Source organism: Pseudomonas sp. ZL2 (assembly GCF_054788455.1).
The window spans coordinates 1-21,075 of the sequence record NZ_JBGOGX010000047.1 but is presented as its reverse complement, the minus strand read 5'-3'; the positions used below and the strand labels follow the sequence as shown (position 1 = coordinate 21,075).

Annotated in this window: 17 protein-coding genes and 1 pseudogene; 16 read left to right on the top strand and 2 right to left on the bottom strand. The window is 63.3% G+C overall.

Features of this window, described 5'->3' with window-relative positions:
- Positions 1-49 precede the first annotated feature (49 nt).
- Positions 50-1,087 (bottom strand): annotated as a pseudogene (locus tag ABM562_RS21425) (HAMP domain-containing protein); the annotation flags it as partial.
- Between the two features lie 234 nt (positions 1,088-1,321).
- Here ABM562_RS21425 and bamE point away from each other — a divergent pair.
- Positions 1,322-1,576, top strand: coding sequence for an outer membrane protein assembly factor BamE domain-containing protein (gene bamE, locus ABM562_RS21420; protein ID WP_115089291.1), 255 nt, complete (start codon positions 1,322-1,324; stop codon positions 1,574-1,576).
- Positions 1,573-2,148, top strand: a complete 576-nt coding sequence (locus ABM562_RS21415) for a lipocalin family protein (RefSeq protein WP_115089290.1) — start codon at positions 1,573-1,575, stop codon at positions 2,146-2,148. The genes bamE and ABM562_RS21415 overlap by 4 nt, the downstream gene beginning before the upstream one ends.
- 64 nt (positions 2,149-2,212) lie before the next feature.
- Here ABM562_RS21415 and ABM562_RS21410 read toward each other — a convergent pair whose 3' ends face one another.
- Entirely contained in the window at positions 2,213-3,577 is a 1,365-nt protein-coding gene (locus ABM562_RS21410) for a formimidoylglutamate deiminase (protein ID WP_460423267.1), read from the bottom strand.
- Between the two features lie 144 nt (positions 3,578-3,721).
- Between ABM562_RS21410 and hutC the strand changes: the two genes are divergently transcribed.
- The 14 genes from hutC (at position 3,722) to ABM562_RS21340 (ending at position 21,066) form a co-directional block, all read left to right on the top strand.
- Positions 3,722-4,432: a histidine utilization repressor gene (hutC, locus tag ABM562_RS21405; RefSeq protein WP_166675745.1), complete on the top strand. Its 711-nt coding sequence runs from the start codon at positions 3,722-3,724 to the stop codon at positions 4,430-4,432.
- Positions 4,429-5,001 (top strand): HutD/Ves family protein, encoded by a 573-nt coding sequence (locus ABM562_RS21400; protein WP_115089283.1) that lies wholly within the window; start codon positions 4,429-4,431, stop codon positions 4,999-5,001. Before hutC ends, ABM562_RS21400 begins: the two co-directional genes overlap by 4 nt.
- Positions 5,002-5,298: 297 nt before the next feature.
- Positions 5,299-6,978: a urocanate hydratase gene (gene hutU, locus ABM562_RS21395; RefSeq protein ID WP_115089281.1), complete on the top strand. Its 1,680-nt coding sequence runs from the start codon at positions 5,299-5,301 to the stop codon at positions 6,976-6,978.
- 67 nt (positions 6,979-7,045) lie between these two features.
- Positions 7,046-8,578, top strand: coding sequence for a histidine ammonia-lyase (gene hutH, locus ABM562_RS21390; protein ID WP_115089280.1), 1,533 nt, complete (start codon positions 7,046-7,048; stop codon positions 8,576-8,578).
- A gap of 112 nt (positions 8,579-8,690) precedes the next feature.
- The gene (locus ABM562_RS21385; protein ID WP_115089279.1) at positions 8,691-10,094 is read left to right on the top strand and encodes an amino acid permease; all 1,404 of its coding nucleotides are present in this window, start codon (positions 8,691-8,693) and stop codon (positions 10,092-10,094) included.
- A 15-nt stretch (positions 10,095-10,109) separates the two neighbouring features.
- On the top strand, positions 10,110-11,315 hold the full coding sequence (gene hutI, locus ABM562_RS21380) for an imidazolonepropionase (RefSeq protein ID WP_460423264.1): 1,206 nt from the start codon (positions 10,110-10,112) through the stop codon (positions 11,313-11,315).
- Positions 11,316-11,325: 10 nt separating this feature from the next.
- On the top strand, positions 11,326-12,129 hold the full coding sequence (gene hutG / locus ABM562_RS21375) for an N-formylglutamate deformylase (RefSeq protein ID WP_346617461.1): 804 nt from the start codon (positions 11,326-11,328) through the stop codon (positions 12,127-12,129).
- Positions 12,130-12,297: 168 nt separating this feature from the next.
- A complete protein-coding gene (pip, locus tag ABM562_RS21370) occupies positions 12,298-13,269 on the top strand; it encodes a prolyl aminopeptidase (RefSeq protein WP_115089276.1) in 972 nt (323 codons plus the stop codon).
- A complete protein-coding gene (gene dtd, locus ABM562_RS21365) occupies positions 13,266-13,703 on the top strand; it encodes a D-aminoacyl-tRNA deacylase (RefSeq protein WP_115089275.1) in 438 nt (145 codons plus the stop codon). Before pip ends, dtd begins: the two co-directional genes overlap by 4 nt.
- A gap of 261 nt (positions 13,704-13,964) precedes the next feature.
- The gene (locus ABM562_RS21360; RefSeq protein ID WP_115089520.1) at positions 13,965-15,680 is read left to right on the top strand and encodes a glucan biosynthesis protein G; all 1,716 of its coding nucleotides are present in this window, start codon (positions 13,965-13,967) and stop codon (positions 15,678-15,680) included.
- Complete coding sequence (gene mdoH / locus ABM562_RS21355) at positions 15,673-18,246, top strand: glucans biosynthesis glucosyltransferase MdoH (RefSeq protein WP_115089274.1); 2,574 nt, start codon at positions 15,673-15,675, stop codon at positions 18,244-18,246. The genes ABM562_RS21360 and mdoH overlap by 8 nt, the downstream gene beginning before the upstream one ends.
- A 251-nt stretch (positions 18,247-18,497) precedes the next feature.
- Complete coding sequence (locus ABM562_RS21350; RefSeq protein ID WP_166675744.1) at positions 18,498-19,298, top strand: transporter substrate-binding domain-containing protein; 801 nt, start codon at positions 18,498-18,500, stop codon at positions 19,296-19,298.
- A 78-nt stretch (positions 19,299-19,376) separates the two neighbouring features.
- Entirely contained in the window at positions 19,377-20,339 is a 963-nt protein-coding gene (locus ABM562_RS21345; protein ID WP_134064738.1) for an amino acid ABC transporter permease, read from the top strand.
- Positions 20,332-21,066, top strand: coding sequence for an amino acid ABC transporter ATP-binding protein (locus ABM562_RS21340; RefSeq protein ID WP_115089519.1), 735 nt, complete (start codon positions 20,332-20,334; stop codon positions 21,064-21,066). Before ABM562_RS21345 ends, ABM562_RS21340 begins: the two co-directional genes overlap by 8 nt.
- The last annotated feature ends 9 nt before the right edge of the window (positions 21,067-21,075 follow it).

The window sequence follows — 21,075 nt, the reverse complement described above, 5'->3', positions numbered from 1 at the left end:
TGACCTGGCCGGTGGCCGAGGCCACTTCGCGGATCGACTCGTGGATGCGCTCAACAAAACGGTTGAACGATTGGCCGAGGCTGCCGAACTCGTCCTGGCCATGGATGCGCAGGCGCCGGGTCAGGTCGCCTTCGCCTTCGGCGATGTCATGCATGGCCCGGCCCATTACGTGCAGCGGCTCCATCAACACGCGAATCAGTACGCCGAGCAGGGCAATGATGATCAGCACCGCAATCACCGTGGCCACCACCGCCGAGGTGCGCAGTTCGCTGAGCGTGGCGAAGGCAAAGTCCTGGTCGAGCACCAGTGCCACGTACCAGTCAGCCGAGGGCACGCCGTTGACTTTGGTGAAGGTGATGAACTGCTTGTGGCCGTCCAGTTCGGCTTCTTTCAGGCCGCTGCCCACCTGCGGAGTGTCTTGCGGGTAGGCGTCGCTGAGGTTTTTCAGCACCAGGCCGGCTTGCGGGTGCACGAGGATCTTGCCGGCGCCGTTGACGATGAAGGCCTGGCCGTGGCCGTCGAAGTTCAGTGCGTTGATGATCGCACTGATGCTGTCCAGGTCGGTGTCGGCGCCATTGACGCCGATCAGCCGGCCTTGGTGCTGCACCGGGGTGGCGAGGGTGATCACCAGTTTGTTGGCCGAAACGGAAATGTACGGCTCGGTGACGATGGACTGGCCGGCACTGGTAGCGGCCTTGTACCAGCCGCGAACCCGCGGATCGTAGTCGGCGGCGCGATTGCCCAGCGGTACCGATTGCATGTAGCCGTCCTGGCCGCCGAAATAGGTCAGCAGAAAGTTGCTGCCGTACACCGGCAGGCTCAGGCTGCGGGTCAGGCTGTCCTTGCTGGCGCCATCGACGGCAACCTGCTGGGACAGCGACTGCAGGAGCTGCATGCGGCTTTGCAACCAGGTCTGGATGTTGCTGCTGGTCAGGCTGCCGAGTTCCTGCATCGAGGCTTCGGTGTTGCTGCGCAGGGTCTGGCGCTGGCGGTAATCGTTGAACAGGATGAAACAAGTGAAGGCGACAGCGACCACCAGGGCGGCGGCGAGCAGAATCTTGTGGCTGAACTTCAGGTTTTTTGTCATTGCGAGGTCTGTCTGCACAAGGCGGGTCAACGGGTGGGGCGCGGCAATCGGTCGCAGCGCCTTCCTGTGTCGTCCGTTATGGACAAAAGATTAATCGCAGAACTCACCAGTCGACCAATGGCGGGGCTTTGACGCCAACAAAACCGGAGCGCTCGGGAACCGGATGAGCTTTTTCCCTTCTAAGCTGTCGGTAGGCCACCGCGCCTGCACCCTCATGTCCAGGAGTGACCCTTCATGTCGTTGCGTTCCCTCGCCCTGCTGTCCTTGTGCGTGTTCCTTACTGCGTGCAACAAGATCAACCAGGAAAACTATTCACAGATCAAGTCCGGGATGACCAAGGTCGAGGTCGAAAAACTGCTCGGCGCGCCGACCGATTGCTCGGGCGCCCTGGGCATGTCCAGTTGCACCTGGGGCGACGAGAAAACGTTCATCAGCGTCCAGTACGCCGGCGACAAGGTGTTGATGTATTCCGGGCAGGGTCTGAAATGAAGCGGCTGCACTTGCTGTTGGTGCTGTGTGCCGGGTTGATCCTCGGCGGTTGCGCCAGCTCCGGCGTCGGGTCCCTTGAGCCGAAGACCGCCGACAGCGTCGACCTCAAGCGCTACCAGGGCAAGTGGTATGAGCTGGCGCGTTTGCCGATGTATTTCCAGCGTGACTGCGCCCAGTCCGAAGCCCATTACAACCTCAAGCCGGACGGCAGCGTCGGTGTGCTCAACCGCTGCCGCACCCTTGCAGGTGAATGGCAGGAGGCCAGCGGCACGGCCAACGTGCAGGTGCCGGGCAAGACCGACAAGCTTTGGGTGGTGTTCGACAACTGGTTCTCGAAGTTGCTGCCGGGCGTTGCCAAGGGTGACTACTGGATCCTCTACGTCGACGACAAATACCACACCGCGCTGGTCGGCAATCCGGACCGCAAGTACCTGTGGATACTCTCGCGTACCCCGACCATCCCGGCCTTGCAGCGCGAAAGCCTGCTGGCCAAGGCGCGCCAGCAGGGCTACGACACCCAGCGGCTGATCTGGCGGGTAGCGGACAAGGAGATGGCTGCGGCTAAGCCTTGATGCCCAAATCGCTGGCAAGCCAGCTCCCACAGTGTAGGAGCGGGCTTGCCCCGCGATGGCGTAATCAGCCCAACAGGCTGCGCAGCACTCCGGCAAACTCCCGCGCGCTGTCTTCTTCCTGGGCATGGTGCCCTTGGCGCACTACCCACTGGCCGTTGACCATCACGTCGCGCACCTGACGGTCACCGCCAGCAAACAGCCAGCGGTTGAGAATGCCGTCTTCACTGGCTGTCGACAGATACGGGTCGTTGCCATCGAGCACCAGCCAGTCCGCGCGCTTGCCCACCGCCAGTTCGCCAATCGGCTGCCCCAGCGCCTGCGCGCCACCGCTCAGGGCGGCATCGAACAGGGTGCGCCCGACCATCGGCTGATCGCCGCGGTACAGGCGGTTACGGCGCTGGTCGCGCAGGCGCTGGCCATACTCCAGCCAGCGCAATTCCTCGACCACGCTCAACGACACATGGCTGTCCGAGCCGATTCCCAGGCGCCCGCCCTGGGCCAGGTAGTCCACGGCCGGGAAGATACCGTCGCCCAGGTTCGCTTCGGTGGTCAGGCACAGGCCGGCAACCGCGCCGCTGCGGGCCATCAGCTTGACTTCGTCGGGCTCGGCATGGGTGGCGTGGACCAGGCACCAGCGCTGATCCACTTCGGTGTTCTCATAGAGCCACTGCAAAGGCCGGCGGCCGCTCCAGGCCAGGCAGTCGTCGACTTCCTTCTGTTGCTCGGCAATATGGATGTGCACCGGGCAGGCTTTGTCGCTGGCGGCCAGTACCTGGGCGATCTGCTCCGGGGTGACCGCGCGCAGGGAGTGGAAGCACAGGCCCAGCCCTTGCGCGGGCTGCTCGGCCAGCAGTGGCGCCAGGCGCGCCTGCAGGTTCAGATACTGTTCGGTGCTGTTGATAAAGCGCCGCTGGCCTTCGTTCGGTGTTTGCCCGCCAAAGCCCGAGTGGCTGTACAGCACTGGCAGCAGGGTCAGGCCGATGCCGCTGGCGCGCGCCGCGGCACTGATGCGCAAGGACAGTTCCGCCGGGTCGGCGTAGGCCTGGCCCTGGGTGTCGTGGTGAACGTAATGGAATTCGGCGACCGAGGTGTAGCCGGCCTTGAGCATTTCGATGTACAGCTGACGGGCGATGACCTGCAGCTGTTCAGGGCTGATCTTGCCGACCAGGCGATACATCAGCTCGCGCCAGGTCCAGAAGCTGTCGTTAGGGTTGCCGGCCACTTCCGCGAGCCCGGCCATGGCGCGCTGGAAGGCGTGCGAGTGCAGGTTGGGCATGCCTGGCAGCAGCGGACCGGCCAGGCGTTCGGCGTTTTCGGCCGAGGCGTTGGCCTGGATGCTGGTCAGCAGGCCGTCAGCGCCGACCTCGATTCGGACGTTTTCGGCCCAGCCTGTAGGCAGCAAAGCACGTTCGGCAAAGAAGACGGACATCGGCACGGCACCTCAATTGTGATTATTTGTATATACATATACAGACGTTTGCCTGCTGGGTAAACTCCGGCAAGCTACCGTTCATTCAACCGAACAAGGATATCTTCCGTGCCGACACCTCCTGTCTCCGCGCTGGTTGCCCAGATGGGCGAGGGTCCGGCGCCGCTGTACGCCCGGGTCAAACAGATGATCGCCCAGCAGATCCAGAATGGCAGCTGGCCGCCCCATCACCGGGTGCCGTCTGAAAGCGAGCTGGTCAACCAGTTGGGTTTCAGCCGCATGACCATCAACCGCGCCCTGCGCGAGTTGACCGCCGAAGGTCTGCTGGTGCGCATGCAGGGCGTCGGCACCTTTGTCGCCGAGCCCAAGACCCGTTCGGCACTGTTCGAGGTCAACAACATTGCCGACGAGATCGCCGCCCGCGGCCACGAGCACAGCTGCCAGGTGATTGTCCTGGCCGAAGAGGCCGCCGGTTCCGAGCGCGCCCTGGCCCTGGACATGCGTGAAGGCCAGCGGGTGTTCCACTCGCTGATCGTGCATTACGAGAACGGCGTCGCCGTGCAGATCGAAGACCGCTTCGTCAACGCCGCAGTGGCACCCGACTACCTCAAGCAGGACTTCACCCGGCAGACGCCCTACGCATACCTGTCCCAGGTCGCACCGCTGACCGAAGGCGAGCACGTGGTCGAAGCGATCCTCGCCGAGCCGGAAGAATGCCGCCTGCTGCAAATCGAACAGGGCGAGCCGTGCCTGCTGATCCGCCGCCGCACCTGGTCGGGGCGTCAGCCAGTGACTGCCGCTCGTCTGATTCATCCCGGATCCCGTCATCGCTTGGAAGGACGCTTCAGCAAATGAGCCAGTTGCAGGTATTACGCGCCAAAGACTACCCCCGCATGCCGTGGAAGAACGGCGGCGGCAGCACCGAAGAAATCACCCGCGATGCAGGCGTTGGCCTGGACGGCTTCGGCTGGCGCCTGTCGATTGCCGATATCAGCGAATCCGGTGGTTTTTCCAGCTTTGCCGGTTATCAGCGGATCATCACCGTGCTCGAGGGCGAGGGCATGCGCTTGCAGGTCGACGGTCAGCCGACGCGCCCGCTGTTGCCGTTCGATGCCTTTGCCTTCAGTGGCGAGAGTCAGGTCAGTTGCAGCCTGCTCGGTGGTTCGATTCGCGATTTCAACCTGATTTATTCCCCCGAGCGTTACCGCGCGCGCCTGCAGTGGCTCGACGGCACCCAGCAGGTGTTCAGTTCGGCTTCGACCCTGCTGCTGTTTGCGGCAGCCTCCCAGGTTGAGGTGGCGTTGACCGGTCAAGGGACGCACGTGTTGGGTCGCTACGACTGCTTGCGTCTGGAAGGTAATCACAACCTGCAGGCCTTGAACATTCAGGGGCGCTGCTGTCTGATCGAACTGATCGCGGACTAAAATTGTTACGCCCGGCCGAGCCGCTCGGTCGGGCCTGTTACCGAATGACCCAAAGTGGTGCAATGCCGCTGGTCCAGATTGCTTGACCGTTCATCTCCCCAAATTTTTTTTGTATCCCTGCAGCGCCCACGCCGCGGGGCTCTAGCGCCTGCGTTGGAACCGGGTAAGCGGTCCTCGGGAGGAGTTGGCATTTCAATTGCCTATGCTTGTACATACAAGTAAAGATGTGTTTGTATAAGTGCCATGACCCACCCAATGCCTGGGTTGCTCTGGACCGATCGCTTAGGAGCCATTTCCGTGACTGACAACAACTTCAAGAAATTCCGTGACGTCGAAATCCGCGCAGCGCGCGGCAACAAGCTGACCGCCAAAAGCTGGCTGACCGAAGCGCCGTTGCGCATGCTGATGAACAACCTCGACCCGGAAGTCGCCGAGAACCCGAAAGAGCTGGTGGTGTACGGCGGTATTGGCCGTGCCGCGCGTAACTGGGAGTGCTACGACAAGATCGTCGAGAGCCTGACCAACCTGAACGACGACGAAACCCTGCTGGTGCAATCCGGCAAGCCGGTCGGCGTGTTCAAGACCCACAGCAACGCCCCGCGCGTACTGATCGCCAACTCCAACCTGGTACCGCACTGGGCCAACTGGGAACACTTCAACGAACTGGATGCCAAGGGCCTGGCCATGTACGGCCAGATGACCGCCGGCAGCTGGATCTATATCGGCAGCCAGGGCATCGTCCAGGGTACCTACGAAACCTTCGTCGAAGCCGGCCGTCAGCACTACAACGGCAGCCTCAAGGGCAAGTGGGTACTGACCGCAGGCCTCGGCGGCATGGGCGGCGCCCAGCCTCTGGCCGCAACCCTGGCCGGTGCCTGCTCGCTGAACATCGAATGCCAGCAGAGCCGCATCGACTTCCGCCTGAGCAGCCGTTACGTCGATGAGCAAGCCACGGACCTCGATGACGCCCTGGCACGCATCGCCAAGTACACCGCCGAAGGCAAGGCCATCTCCATCGCCCTGCTGGGCAATGCCGCTGAAATCCTGCCAGAGCTGGTCAAGCGTGGCGTGCGCCCGGACATGGTCACTGACCAGACCAGCGCCCACGATCCGCTCAACGGTTACCTGCCCGCTGGCTGGACCTGGGAGCAGTACCGCGATCGCGCCCAGACCGAACCGGCTGCCGTGGTCAAGGCTGCCAAGCAATCGATGGCCGTCCACGTCCAGGCCATGCTCGACTTCCAGAAACAGGGCATCCCGACCTTTGACTACGGCAACAACATCCGCCAGATGGCCAAGGAAGAGGGCGTGACCAATGCCTTCGACTTCCCGGGCTTCGTACCGGCCTACATCCGTCCGCTGTTCTGCCGTGGTATCGGTCCGTTCCGCTGGGCAGCGCTGTCGGGTAACGCCGAAGACATCTACAAGACCGACGCCAAGGTCAAGGAACTGATCCCGGACGACGCCCACCTGCACAACTGGCTGGACATGGCCCGCGAGCGCATCAGCTTCCAGGGCCTGCCAGCACGTATCTGCTGGGTTGGCCTGGGCCAGCGCGCCAAGCTCGGCCTGGCGTTCAACGAAATGGTCCGCAGCGGCGAGCTGTCGGCGCCGATCGTCATCGGCCGTGACCACCTGGACTCCGGCTCGGTATCCAGCCCGAACCGTGAAACCGAATCGATGCAGGATGGCTCCGATGCCGTCTCCGACTGGCCACTGCTCAACGCCCTGCTCAACACTGCCAGCGGCGCGACCTGGGTCTCCCTGCACCACGGTGGTGGTGTGGGCATGGGCTTCTCCCAGCACTCGGGCATGGTCATCGTCTGCGACGGTACCGACGAGGCTGCCGAGCGGATCGCCCGCGTACTGACCAACGACCCGGGTACCGGTGTCATGCGTCACGCCGATGCCGGTTATCAGATCGCCATCGACTGCGCCAAGGAACAAGGCTTGAACCTGCCGATGATCACAGGCTGATCTGCGGTAAATGGTTGATACTGATATCTATGCAGGCGCATACGCCTCACGAGTACGGAGCATTAACGTGACTGAATTGACCCTGAAGCCCGGCACCCTGACCTTGGCTCAGCTGCGTGCGATCTACCAGCAGCCGGTAAAACTCACGCTGGATTCCAGCGCCGACCAGCAGATCGACGCCAGCGTCGCCTGTGTCGAGCAGATCCTCGCGGAAAACCGCACCGCCTACGGCATCAACACCGGTTTCGGCCTGCTGGCCTCGACCCGTATCGCCAGCCACGACCTGGAAAACCTCCAGCGTTCGCTGGTGCTGTCCCACGCCGCAGGCGTCGGCCAGCCGATTGACGATGCCTTGGTGCGTCTGATCATGGTGCTCAAGGTCAACAGCCTGAGCCGTGGTTTCTCCGGCATCCGCCGCAAGGTGATCAACGCCCTGATCGCGCTGATCAACGCCGAAGTCTATCCGCACATTCCGCTGAAAGGTTCGGTCGGCGCTTCCGGCGACCTCGCCCCGCTGGCACACATGTCGCTGGTACTGCTGGGTGAAGGCAAGGCGCGCCACAACGGCCAATGGCTGTCGGCCACCGAAGCCCTGGCAGTTGCCGGCCTCGAGCCGCTGACTCTTGCGGCCAAAGAGGGCCTGGCGCTGCTCAACGGCACTCAGGCGTCCACCGCTTTCGCCCTGCGCGGCCTGTTCGAAGGTGAAGACCTGTTCGCCGCCGCCATGTCGGTCGGTGGCCTGACCGTCGAAGCGGTGCTGGGTTCGCGTTCGCCGTTCGATGCGCGCATTCATGAAGCCCGTGGCCAGCGCGGCCAGATCGACGCCGCAGCGTGCTACCGTGACCTGCTGGGTGACGGCAGCGAAGTCTCCGCCTCCCACGAGAACTGCGGCAAGGTCCAGGACCCGTACTCGCTGCGCTGCCAGCCACAGGTCATGGGCGCCTGCCTGACCCAGTTCCGCCAGGCCGCCGAAGTGCTGGTGATCGAAGCCAACGCCGTGTCCGACAACCCGCTGGTGTTCGCCGCCGAAGGCGACGTGATCTCCGGTGGTAACTTCCACGCCGAGCCGGTGGCCATGGCCGCCGACAACATGGCCCTGGCCATCGCCGAAATCGGTTCGCTCAGCGAACGCCGTATCTCGTTGATGATGGACAAGCACATGTCCCAGCTGCCGCCGTTCCTGGTGGCCAATGGCGGGGTCAACTCCGGCTTCATGATCGCCCAGGTCACCGCAGCTGCGCTGGCCAGCGAAAACAAGGCCCTGGCTCACCCGCACAGCGTCGACAGTCTGCCGACCTCGGCCAACCAGGAAGACCACGTGTCGATGGCGCCGGCTGCTGGCAAGCGCCTGTGGGAAATGAGCGACAACGTGCGCGGTATTCTTGCCGTCGAATGGCTGGCCGCCTGCCAGGGCCTGGACCTGCGCGAAGGCCTGAAGACCTCGCCGAAGCTGGAACAGGCGCGGCAAACCCTGCGCAGCAAGGTTGCCTACTACGACAAAGACCGCTTCTTCGCCCCGGACATCGAGGCGGCCATCGCCCTGCTGGCCGAAGGGCGCCTGACCGGCCTGCTGCCGGCCAAGGTCCTGCCTAGCCTGTAATTGCTCCCGGGGCCCTTCGCGGGGCAAGCCCGCTCCCACCGTGGGGGCGGGCTTGCCCCGGGATTGGCGCGCCCGTTCATTCTCACGACCAGAACAAGAATAAGGACGTGACATGCAACAAGCTCAAGGACTCAAGCGCGGGCTCACCGCGCGCCACATTCGCTTCATGGCACTGGGCTCGGCGATCGGCACCGGGCTGTTCTATGGTTCCGCCGCCGCCATCCAGATGGCCGGGCCAGCGGTGCTGCTGGCCTACCTGATCGGTGGTGCAGCGGTATTCATGGTCATGCGCGCGCTGGGGGAAATGGCCGTGCACAACCCGGTGTCCGGCTCCTTCGGCCACTACGCCAGCACGTATCTTGGCCCCATGTCGGGGTTCATCCTCGGCTGGACCTACGCCTTTGAAATGATCATCGTCTGCCTCGCCGACGTCACCGCCTTCGGCATCTATATGGGCTTCTGGTTTCCGGAAGTGGCGCGCTGGATCTGGGTGCTGGGCATCGTCTTCCTGATTGGCGGCCTGAACCTGTGCAACGTCAAAGTGTTCGGCGAGATGGAATTCTGGCTGTCGCTGCTCAAGGTCGGCGCCATCGTCGCGATGATCCTTGCCGGTTTCGGCATCATGGCCTTCGGCCTGAGCAATGCCAGTGCCGACAATGCCGTCGGTATCAGCAACCTGTTCGAGCATGGCGGCTTCATGCCCAATGGCATTGGTGGCCTGATCGCCTCGTTGGCGGTGGTGATGTTTGCCTTCGGCGGCATCGAAATCATCGGCATCACCGCCGGTGAAGCCAAGGACCCGCAGCGCGTCATCCCCAAGGCGATCAACGCCGTGCCGATGCGCATCCTGCTGTTCTATGTGCTGACCCTGTTCGTGCTGATGTGCCTGTATCCGTGGCCGCAAATCGGCAGCCAGGGCAGCCCGTTCGTGCAGATCTTCAGCAATCTGGGGATTGGTTCGGCGGCGACCGTGCTGAACATCGTGGTGATTTCCGCTGCGGTATCGGCGATCAACAGCGACATCTTCGGCGCCGGACGCATGATGTATGGCCTGGCCCAGCAAGGGCAGGCGCCTAAAGGCTTTGCCAAGATCTCCCGTCATGGCGTGCCGTGGATGACCGTGCTGGTCATGGGCGCAGCCTTGCTCGGCGGCGTGGTGCTCAACTACCTGATCCCGGAAAACGTGTTCCTGCTGATCGCCTCGATCGCTACCTTTGCGACCGTCTGGGTGTGGCTGATGATCCTCGTGACCCAGGTCGCCATGCGTCGCAGCATGAGCCGTGAAGAGGTCGCTCAGCTGAAGTTCCCGGTACCGTTCTGGCCTTATGGCCCGGCGGCGGCGATTGCCTTCATGCTGTTCGTCTTCGGCGTGCTGGCCTACTTCCCTGATACCCAGGCAGCGTTGCTGGTGGGCGTGGTCTGGGTACTGTTCCTGGTGGTGGCCTACAAGCTCTGGTGCAAACCGCAGGTGGCTGGCGCCGAGCAGCCGCTGGTGCAGGAACCTTCGCAACTCTGATCAAGGAGCAACTGAATGAAAACCCTCTGGCAGCACTGCCATGTGGCAAGCATGGCGCACGGCGCCTACTCGATCATCGAGGACGCGGCGATTATCACCAGTGCCGGCCACATCGAGTGGATCGGCCCGCGCCAGCAGCTGCCGGCTGTGGTCGCTGACAGAACCGTGGACCTGGGCGGCGCCTGGGTCACCCCGGGCCTGATCGACTGCCACACCCACACGGTGTTTGGCGGCAATCGCAGCGGCGAGTTCGAGCAGCGCCTGCAAGGTGTCAGCTATGCCGAGATCGCCGCCCAGGGTGGCGGTATCGCCAGCACTGTGCGGGCGACCCGTGCGGCCAGCGAGGACGAACTGTTCGCCAGCGCCCGCCAGCGCGTGCAGGCGCTGATGCGCGATGGTGTCACCACCCTGGAGATCAAGTCCGGTTACGGCCTGGACCTGGCCAGCGAGCGCAAGTTGCTCAAGGTCATCCGCCGCCTGGGCGAGGAGCTGCCACTGACCGTGCGCAGCACCTGCCTGGCGGCCCACGCCTTGCCGCCGGAATACAAGGACCGGGCTGACGACTACATCAGCCATATCTGCGATGAAATGCTCCCGGCGCTGGCCGCCGAGGGCCTGGTGGACGCAGTGGATGCCTTCTGTGAATACCTGGCGTTCTCCCCGGCCCAGGTCGAGCGGGTGTTCATCAAGGCTCGCGAGCTGGGCTTGCCGGTCAAGCTGCATGCCGAGCAACTGTCGTCCCTGGCCGGTTCCAGCCTGGCGGCGCGTTACCAGGCGCTGTCGGCCGATCACCTGGAGTTCATGACCGAAGACGACGCCATCGCCATGGCGGCGGCCGGGACTGTGGCGGTATTGCTGCCCGGTGCTTTCTACTTCCTGCGTGAAACCCAGTTGCCGCCGATGGATGCCCTGCGCAAGCATGGGGTCAAGATCGCCATTGCCAGCGACCTCAACCCTGGCACTTCGCCGGCGCTGTCGCTGCGCCTGATGCTGAACATGGCCTGTACCCTGTTCCGCATGACCCCGGAAGAAGCCCTGGCCGGTGTCACCCTGCACGCGGCAACGGCCCTGGGCCTGGGCGACAGCCACGGTTCACTGGAGGTCGGCAAGGTGGCCGACTTCGTCGCCTGGCAGATCGAGCGACCGGCCGACCTGGCCTACTGGCTCGGCGGTGACCTGCCCAAGCGGGTGGTGCGCCTGGGCCATGATATTTTCAATTGAGAGAGGGCGTATGGACAAGGTACTGAGTTTTCACCAGGGCACGCTGCCGCTGCTGATCAGCATGCCCCACGCCGGTTTGCGCCTGACCCCGGCGGTGCAGGACGGTCTGGTCGAGCAGGCGCAAAGCCTGCCGGACACCGACTGGCATATCCCGCAGCTGTACGATTTTGCCCGTGGCCTGGGCGCCAGCGTGGTCGCGGCCGGGTACTCGCGTTTCGTCATCGACCTGAACCGACCGGACGACGACAAGCCGCTGTATGTCGGTGCCACCACCGGCCTGTACCCGGCGACCCTGTTCGAGGGCGAGCCGTTGTTCAAGGACGGCAAGGCGCCGTCGGCGCAGGAGCGGGCAGGGTACCTGGAAGCGATCTGGCGGCCCTACCACGACACTATCCGCAACGAGCTGGCACGCCTGCGCGAGCAGTTCGGCTATGCCTTGCTGTGGGATGCGCATTCGATCCGCTCGCACATCCCGCACCTGTTCGATGGCAAGCTGCCGGACTTCAACCTCGGCACCTTCAATGGCGCCAGTTGTGATCCGCAGCTGGCTGAGCGGCTGCAGGGTGTCTGTGCAAAATTTGAGCAGTACAGCCATGTGCTCAATGGTCGCTTCAAGGGTGGCCATATCACCCGTCACTATGGTGACCCGGCCAAAGACATCCACGCGGTGCAGTTGGAGCTGGCGCAAAGCACCTATATGGAAGAGGTCGAGCCGTTCAAGTACCGCGAGGATCTGGCGGCGCCGACCCAGGTGGTGTTGAAGCAACTGCTCGAGACGGTGCTGGAATGGGGCAAGGAGCGCTACAAGGCTTGAGACCAGGGTGAGCCCATCGCTGGCAAGCCAGCTCCCACAGGGTGTATCGAACCTGTGGGAGCTGGCTTGCCAGCGATAGGGCCCTCAAAGCCATCACAGGTACATGCTCTAAGCGCAATTCAGGTTTATGATGCCCAACGGCAGAATAATTCCCACACGGAGTGCGTAATGCAGACCTTGTACCCGCAGATCAAACCCTACGCCCGGCACGATCTGGCCGTGGAAGCACCGCATGTGCTGTATGTCGATGAGAGCGGTTCGCCGGAAGGTCTGCCGGTGGTGTTCATCCATGGTGGCCCGGGTGCTGGCTGCGATGCCCAGAGCCGCTGCTACTTCGATCCCAACCTGTACCGCATCATCACCTTCGACCAGCGCGGCTGTGGCCGTTCGACCCCCCATGCCAGCCTGGAAAACAACACCACCTGGCACCTGGTCGAAGACCTGGAGCGCATCCGCAAGCACCTGGGCATCGAAAAATGGGTGCTGTTCGGCGGCTCCTGGGGCTCGACCCTGGCCCTGGCCTACGCCCAGACCCACCCCGAGCGCGTGCATGGCCTGATCCTGCGCGGCATCTTCCTGTGCCGCGCGCAAGAGATCGAGTGGTTCTACCAGGCTGGCGCCAGCCGCCTGTTCCCCGATTACTGGCAGGACTACATCGCACCGATTCCGGCCGAGGAGCGTGGCGACCTGGTCAAGGCCTTCCACAAGCGCCTGACCGGCAACGATCAGATCGCCCAGATGCACGCGGCCAAGGCCTGGTCGACCTGGGAAGGGCGCACCGCAACCCTGCGGCCCAACCCGCTGGTGGTCGATCGCTTCTCCGAGCCGCAGCGCGCGCTGTCGATCGCCCGCATCGAATGCCATTACTTCACCAATAATGCCTTCCTCGAGCCGGACCAACTGATCCGCGACATGCCGAAGATCGCCCACCTGCCGGCGGTGATCGTGCATGGTCGTTACGACGTGATCTGCCCGCTGGATAACGCCTGGGAGCTGCATCAGGCCTGGCCGAACAGTGAATTGAAGGTGATTCGCGACGCCGGCCACGCTGCTTCCGAGCCCGGCATCACCGACGCCCTGGTGCGCGCCGCCGACCAGATGGCCCGGCGCCTGCTCGACCTGCCCCTGGAAGAAGCATGAAGGGGCTGTTGCAACGCGTGCGTGGCGCGCGGGTGGATGTCGAGGGCAAATCCGTTGGCGCGATCGACCAGGGCCTGCTGGTGCTGGTGGCGGTCGAGCCCGGCGACACCCGCGCGCATGCCGACAAGCTGTTGCACAAGCTGCTCAACTACCGGGTATTCAGCGACCCTCAGGGCAAGATGAACTTGTCGCTCAAGGACATCGGTGGTGGCCTGCTGCTGGTTTCGCAGTTCACCCTGGCCGCCGATACCCAGAGCGGCCTGCGCCCGAGTTTTTCCACGGCTGCGCCGCCAGCGCTGGGCGCCGAGCTTTTCGACTATATGTTGGCCCAGGCCCAGGTCCAGCACGCGACGGTTGCCAGTGGTCAGTTCGGAGCTGACATGCAGGTGCACCTGGTCAATGATGGCCCGGTAACATTTATGTTACAAATATGATGGCAAAAAACCCCTGTTTGCGGGAAAACAAGGGGTTTGGTTGCATAAATAGTTTGTTCAGCCTGATGCGTTGTAACGCAGCCTGCTGGATAATCGCGCGCTATGTGGGCCTGCGTTCGCGGGTTCGTTTCACTCTGACTTGAGACTGTCCGGAACCGTTTGGGGAATCATTGCGCCCTTTCGGAGTCCGAACAGTGCTCGCCAACCTGGCATATGTCGCTGGCCGTTGGTTTTATGATCTGTTTTCGGCGAGGGTTGCTCGTGATTGTAAGTCCCTGTAATGCACCAAGAACTCCCGGCAATCGGCTGCGCACGGCCCTGTTGGCAGGCGCAACGCTGGTAAGCCTGCTCGGCGCAGGCCAGCTCTGGGCGTTCAACCTTGACGATGTCGCGGCCAAGGCGAAGGATCTTGCCGGGCAGAAGTACGAAGCGCCAAAAAGCAATCTGCCGGCGGTGTTCCGTGACATGAAGTACGCGGACTACCAGAAAATCCGCTTCCTCAACGAAAAAGCCGAGTGGGCCAAGGACAAGACGCCGTTCAAGCTGTCCTTCTACCACCAGGGCATGCATTTCGACACGCCGGTCAAGATCAACGAAGTCACCAGCAAGGCGGTGAAAGAGATCAAGTACGACCCGAGCCGTTTCGATTTCGGCGACCTGCAGTTCGACGCCAAGGCTACCGAACAGCTGGGGTACGCCGGTTTCCGCGTGCTGTACCCGATCAACAAGGCTGACAAGCAGGATGAAATCATGACCCTGCTTGGCGCCAGCTATTTCCGCGTGGTCGGCAAGGGCCATGTGTATGGCCTGTCCGCTCGCGGCCTGGCTATCGACACCGCGCTGCCGTCGGGCGAAGAATTCCCGCGCTTCACCGAGTTCTGGGTCGAGCGTCCGAAGCCGACCGACAAGCAACTGGTGATCTACGCGCTGCTCGATTCGCCGCGTTCCACCGGCGCCTACCGCCTGACCCTGCGTCCGGGCAGCGACACCATTGTCGACGTGCAGTCCAAGGTGTTCCTGCGTGACCACGTCAGCCGCCTGGGCATCGCCCCGCTGACCAGCATGTTCCTGTTCGGCGGCAACCAGCCGTCCAAGGTGCTCAACTACCGTCCGGCCCTGCACGACTCCGAAGGCCTGTCGATCCACGCTGGCAATGGCGAATGGCTGTGGCGCCCGCTGAACAACCCGAAACACCTGGCCGTGAGCAACTTCAGCGTCGAGAACCCGCGTGGTTTCGGCCTGCTGCAACGCCAGCGTGAGTTCAGCCAGTTCGAAGACCTCGACGATAACTACCAGAAGCGTCCAAGTGCCTGGATCGAGCCGGTCGGTGACTGGGGCAAGGGTACCGTCGACCTGGTCGAGATCCCGACTGCCGACGAAACCAACGACAACATCGTGGCCTTCTGGAGCCCGGAGAAACTGCCGGAGCCAGGTACCCCGTTCGAATACGCCTACCGCCTGCACTGGACCATCGACGAGTCCGAGTTCCACTCGCCGAACCTGGGCTGGGTCAAGCAGACCCTGCGCTCGACCGGTGACGTCAAGCAGTCCAACCTGATCCGCCAGCCCGATGGCAGCGTGGCCTTCCTGGTCGACTTCGAAGGCCCGGTACTGAGCAAACTGCCGGAAGACACCGCAGTGCGTAGCCAGGTCAGCGTTGGCGACAATGCCGAAGTGGTCGAGAACAACCTGCGTTACAACCCGGAAATCAAAGGCTGGCGCCTGACCCTGCGGCTGAAGGTCAAAGACCCGAGCAAGTCCGTGGAAATGCGCGCCGCCCTGCTGCGTGACGTTCCGGTCGAGCCGGCCAAGCCTGCCAAACCAAGCAAGCAGGACAAAGCCGCGGCCAAACATGCCAAGGCTGACAAGCCTGCCGAGCAACCTGCCGCCGACGCGGCGTCCACCACCGGGGCACCGGCCACCACCGAACAGGTGCTGACCGAGACCTGGAGCTATCAGTTGCCTGCCGATGAGTAATGCCCATACCCGGCCAGAATCGCTCAGCGAATATCTGGCCCACCTGCCCCTGAGCGACGAGCAGCGTGCGGAACTCGCCCGCTGCTCCTCGTTCAGCGAATTGCATCAACGCCTGTCTGCCCAGCCGGGCGCCGACGCTGCCGAGGCCGTTCAGGCCTCGGTGGGCGAGCGCCTGCACGTGACCTGCGCCGAAGAGCTGCAAGACGCCGAGATGCTCGCGGTGGACGGCAGCGGCCGGGTCTGCCTGAAGGCCACGCCGCCGATCCGTCGCACCCGGGTAATCCCCGAGCCGTGGCGGACCAACATCCTGATCCGCGCCTGGCGCCGCCTGACCGGCCGCACCAACGCTCCGGCGCCGGAAAAGCGCGAGCTGCCCAAGGCGCGCTGGCGCTGGGTCGGCTCGATGCGCCGCTACATCCTGCTGGCGCTGATGCTCGGTCAGACCATCGTCGCCGGCTGGTACATGAAGGGCATCCTGCCGTACCAGGGCTGGTCGTTCGTCGACCTCGACGAAGTCATGCACCAGCCGCTGCTGCAAACCGCCACGCAAGTCTGGCCGTATGCGCTGCAGACCAGCATCCTGATCCTCTTCGGTATCCTCTTCTGCTGGGTCTCGGCGGGTTTCTGGACCGCGCTGATGGGTTTCCTGGAACTGCTTACCGGGCGCGACAAATACCGCATTTCCGGCAGCAGTGCCGGTAACGAGCCGATCGAAGCCGGTGCCCGCACCGCGATCGTCATGCCGATCTGCAACGAAGACGTGCCACGCGTGTTCGCCGGCCTGCGGGCGACGTTCGAGTCGGTGGCCGCCACCGGTGACCTCGACCGTTTCGACTTCTTCGTGCTCAGCGACACCAACGACACCGACATCGCCGTGGCCGAGCAACAGGCCTGGCTGGAAGTCTGCCGTGAGGCCAAGGGTTTCGGGCGGATCTTCTACCGTCGCCGTCGCCGCCGGGTCAAACGCAAGAGCGGCAACCTCGACGACTTCTGCCGTCGCTGGGGTGGCGACTACCGCTATATGGTGGTGCTCGACGCCGACAGCGTGATGAGCGGCGAATGCCTGACCAGCCTGGTGCGCCTGATGGAGGCCAACCCGGACGCCGGGATCATCCAGACCGCGCCGAAAGCTTCGGGCATGGACACCCTGTATGCGCGCATGCAGCAGTTCGCCACCCGCGTCTATGGCCCGCTGTTCACTGCCGGCCTGCACTTCTGGCAGCTCGGTGAGTCGCACTACTGGGGTCACAACGCGATCATCCGCATGAAGCCCTTCATCGAGCACTGCGCCCTGGCGCCATTGCCGGGCAAGGGTGCCTTTGCCGGTGCGATCCTCTCCCACGACTTCGTCGAAGCGGCGCTGATGCGTCGGGCCGGCTGGGGCGTGTGGATTGCCTACGACCTGCCGGGTAGCTACGAAGAACTGCCGCCGAACCTGCTCGACGAGCTCAAGCGCGACCGGCGCTGGTGCCACGGCAACCTGATGAACTTCCGCCTGTTCCTGGTAAAAGGCATGCACCCGGTGCACCGTGCGGTGTTCCTTACCGGGGTGATGTCGTACCTCTCGGCGCCGTTGTGGTTCTTCTTCCTGGTGCTGTCGACTGCGTTGCTGGCGACCAACACCCTGATGGAGCCGCAGTACTTCCTCGAACCGCGCCAGCTCTACCCGTTGTGGCCGCAGTGGCATCCAGAGAAAGCCATTGCGCTGTTCTCCACCACTATCGTGCTGCTGTTCCTGCCCAAGCTGCTCAGCGTCATCCTGATCTGGGCCAAGGGTGCGAAAGAGTTCGGCGGGCGCTTCAAGGTGACCGTGTCGATGCTGCTGGAGATGCTCTTCTCCATGCTCCTGGCGCCGGTGCGGATGATCTTCCACACCCGCTTCGTACTCGCCGCGTTCCTCGGCTGGGCCGCGACCTGGAACTCGCCGCAGCGTGACGACGACTCCACCCCGTGGAGCGAAGCGGTCCGCCGCCATGGTCCACAAACCCTGCTGGGTGTGGCCTGGGCGCTGTTGGTGGCCTGGCTGAACCCGAGCTTTTTGTGGTGGCTGGTGCCGATCGTTGGTTCGCTGATGTTGTCGATCCCGGTCTCGGTGATTTCCAGTCGGGTGCACCTGGGGTTGCGTGCCAAGGACGAGAGCCTGTTCCTGATCCCCGAGGAATACGCCACGCCTCGCGAACTGCTGGCCACCGATCAGTACACCCACGAGAATCGCTGGCACGCCATGCACGACGGCTTCGTCCGTGCCGTGGTCGACCCGCAGCAGAACGCCCTGGCTTGCGCCTTGGCCACTGCCCGTCACGGCGTCGCGGCGCCGATCGAGGCGTTGCGTGCCGAGCGTATCGCCAAGGCCCTGGAAGTCGGCCCGAGCGGTCTGGATGGCAATACCCGTCTGGCCCTGCTCAGCGACCCGGTTGCCCTGGCACGCCTGCACACGGCGGTCTGGGATGAGCAGAACGAGGCCTGGCTGGGCGTCTGGCGCCAGTCGATCGCCAACGATCCGCACTCGCCGCTGTTGCCGTTGCATCCGGAGCCTGCCGTACAGCCTTCGCTGGCCAGTGCCTGATCGCCTGATCGGCTCAAGCAATCGCCGGCAACGCCGGCTCCCACAGGGTTGTATGCACAACTGACCTTGTGGGAGCCGGCGTTGCCGGCGATGTTTTTTCTGGTATCAATGCGTAACAAAGTCATCTTCGGCTATATGTACCGTGCCGTTCATGCGTTAGCATCCCTCCCCGAATATCTCGCACCCGTCTGAGTAGGACGGTTCGCGCCAAAAATAAAATTCGAGCTTTTCTGCTGGGGGATCTGGTGATGATTAAGAAGTATCTGTCGATGCTGCTGGTCGGCGTCACGGCGCTGGTCGCGGTAAGTGCCGCCCAGGCGGCCGGAGCCATCGATGACGCGGTCAAGCGCGGCACCTTGCGTGTCGGCATGGACCCTACCTACATGCCGTTCCAGATGACCAACAAGCGCGGTGAGATCATCGGCTTCGAGGTCGACATCCTCAAGGCCATGGCCAAGTCCATGGGCGTCAAGCTCGAGACCGTTTCCACTGCGTACGACGGCATCATCCCGGCGCTGATGACCGACAAGTTCGACATGATCGGCAGCGGCATGACCCTGACCCAGGAACGCAACCTCAAGCTTAACTTCAGCGAACCCTTCATCGTTGTCGGTCAGACCCTGCTGATCCGCAAGGAGCTGGCTGACGAGATCAAGTCCTACAAAGACCTGAACAACGAGAAGTACCGCCTGACCTCCAAGCTCGGTACTACCGGCGAGATGGTCGCCAAGAAGCTGATCGGCAAGGCCAAGTACCACGGCTACGACAACGAGCAGGAAGCGGTGATGGACGTGGTCAACGGCAAGGCCGACGCCTTCGTCTACGACGCGCCGTACAACGTCGTCGCGGTGAACAAGGCCGGCGCCGGCAAGCTGCTGTTCCTCGACAAGCCGTTCACCTTCGAACCGCTGGCCTTCGGCCTGAAGAAGGGCGACTACGACAGCCTCAACTTCATCAACAACTTCCTGCACCAGATCAAGCACGACGGGACCTACGATCGCATCCACGACAAGTGGTTCAAGGACACCGCCTGGCTCAAGGACATGGAATAAGGCCGAGGCACCACGCCCGGCTTGAAACCCGACGCGCAGGCTGGCCCTGCGCGTTCGCTTTTACGGAAGTACCTTCACGTGATCAAACACAAAAAAGCCCAGTGGCCCTGGCACGGGCTGACCGCGCTGGTCCTGATCGGCCTGGCCGTCAGCCTGTATTACGCGACCTCGGTGATTTCCTACGAGTGGCGCTGGAACCGGGTGCCGCAGTACTTTGCCTACCAGGCTGAAGTCGCCCAGCGCGTCGCTGAAAACGGCACCATCGAAGCCATCGTCAGCAAGGGCGACATGGCCAGCGTCACGGTACGTGACGAGAGCGGTGGCGAGCAGGTCTTCGAGGTCGAGCAGGCCAGCGTGCAACTGTCGCGCGGCGACGATGTGGCCGAAGGCGACCTGATCGGCGTTACCCATCACTGGGCCGCCGGCCCGCTGGCCTGGGGCCTGTGGACCACGGTATGGATCTCGGTCGCCTCCGGCGTGCTGGGGCTGCTGATCGGCCTGTTTGCCGGGCTCTGCCGGCTGTCGAACAACCCGACCCTGCGTGACCTGTCGACGGTGTATGTCGAGCTGGTACGCGGTACGCCGTTGCTGGTACAGATTTTCATCTTCTATTTCTTCATCGGTACCGTGCTCAACCTGTCCCGGGAGTTTGCCGGGGTGGCGGCGCTGGCGCTGTTTACCGGCGCCTATGTCGCCGAGATCGTCCGCGCCGGTGTGCAGTCGATCGCCAAGGGCCAGGGTGAAGCCGCCCGTTCGCTGGGCCTGAGCGCTGGCCAGTCGATGCGCCATGTGGTGCTGCCGCAAGCCTTCAAGCGCGTATTGCCACCGCTGGCCGGGCAGTTCATCAGCCTGGTCAAGGACACCTCGCTGGTCTCGGTGATCGCCATCACCGAGCTGACCAAAAGCGGTCGCGAGGCGATCACCACCTCGTTCTCGACCTTCGAGATCTGGTTCTGCGTCGCCGGCCTGTACCTGTTGATCAACCTGCCGCTGTCGCACATGGCCAGCCGGCTTGAGCGGAGGCTTGCGCAAAGTGATTGAAGTCCGTGACCTGGTAAAAGTCTTCGATACCCGTGGGCAAGTGGTGCGCGCGGTCGATCACGTCAGCACCGACGTGGCCAAGGGCGAAGTGCTGGTGGTGCTCGGCCCTTCGGGCTCGGGCAAGTCGACCTTCCTGCGCTGCCTCAACGGCCTGGAGTCGTTCGATGAAGGCACCGTGGCCATCGACGGCCTGCAACTGGCTGATCCGAAGACCGACGTCAACGCCTACCGCCGGGAAGTCGGCATGGTGTTCCAGCATTTCAACCTGTTCCCGCACATGACCGTGCTGGAGAACCTGTGCCTGGCGCAGAAGGTCGTGCGCAAGCGCGGCAAGGCCGAGCGCGAGGCCAAGGCCCGGGCGTTGCTGGAGAAGGTCGGCATTGCGCAGAAGGCCAATGAGTTCCCTTCGCGCTTGTCCGGTGGGCAGCAGCAGCGGGTGGCGATCGCTCGCGCCCTGGCCATGGAGCCCAAGGTAATGCTGTTCGATGAGCCGACCTCGGCGCTCGACCCGGAAATGGTCGGTGAGGTGCTGGATGTGATGAAGACCCTGGCCCTGGAAGGCATGACCATGGTTTGTGTCACCCACGAAATGGGCTTTGCCCGCGAAGTGGCGGATCGGGTGCTGTTCTTCGATCACGGCAAGCTGCTGGAAGACTCGCCGCCGGAGGCGTTCTTCACCTCACCCAAGGACCTTCGCGCCCAGGCGTTTTTGCGGCAGGTGCTTTAGGGCCCCATC

What these genes read in the sequence shown, in the direction of transcription:
- bamE (WP_115089291.1), top strand. Translation starts at nt 1,322, where the DNA reads ATGTCGTTGCGTTCCCTCGCCCTGCTGTCCTTGTGCGTGTTCCTTACT.
- ABM562_RS21415 (WP_115089290.1), top strand. Translation starts at nt 1,573, where the DNA reads ATGAAGCGGCTGCACTTGCTGTTGGTGCTGTGTGCCGGGTTGATCCTC.
- ABM562_RS21410 (WP_460423267.1), bottom strand. Translation starts at nt 3,577, where the DNA reads ATGTCCGTCTTCTTTGCCGAACGTGCTTTGCTGCCTACAGGCTGGGCC.
- hutC (WP_166675745.1), top strand. Translation starts at nt 3,722, where the DNA reads ATGGGCGAGGGTCCGGCGCCGCTGTACGCCCGGGTCAAACAGATGATC.
- ABM562_RS21400 (WP_115089283.1), top strand. Translation starts at nt 4,429, where the DNA reads ATGAGCCAGTTGCAGGTATTACGCGCCAAAGACTACCCCCGCATGCCG.
- ABM562_RS21385 (WP_115089279.1), top strand. Translation starts at nt 8,691, where the DNA reads ATGCAACAAGCTCAAGGACTCAAGCGCGGGCTCACCGCGCGCCACATT.
- hutI (WP_460423264.1), top strand. Translation starts at nt 10,110, where the DNA reads ATGAAAACCCTCTGGCAGCACTGCCATGTGGCAAGCATGGCGCACGGC.
- hutG (WP_346617461.1), top strand. Translation starts at nt 11,326, where the DNA reads ATGGACAAGGTACTGAGTTTTCACCAGGGCACGCTGCCGCTGCTGATC.
- pip (WP_115089276.1), top strand. Translation starts at nt 12,298, where the DNA reads ATGCAGACCTTGTACCCGCAGATCAAACCCTACGCCCGGCACGATCTG.
- dtd (WP_115089275.1), top strand. Translation starts at nt 13,266, where the DNA reads ATGAAGGGGCTGTTGCAACGCGTGCGTGGCGCGCGGGTGGATGTCGAG.
- mdoH (WP_115089274.1), top strand. Translation starts at nt 15,673, where the DNA reads ATGAGTAATGCCCATACCCGGCCAGAATCGCTCAGCGAATATCTGGCC.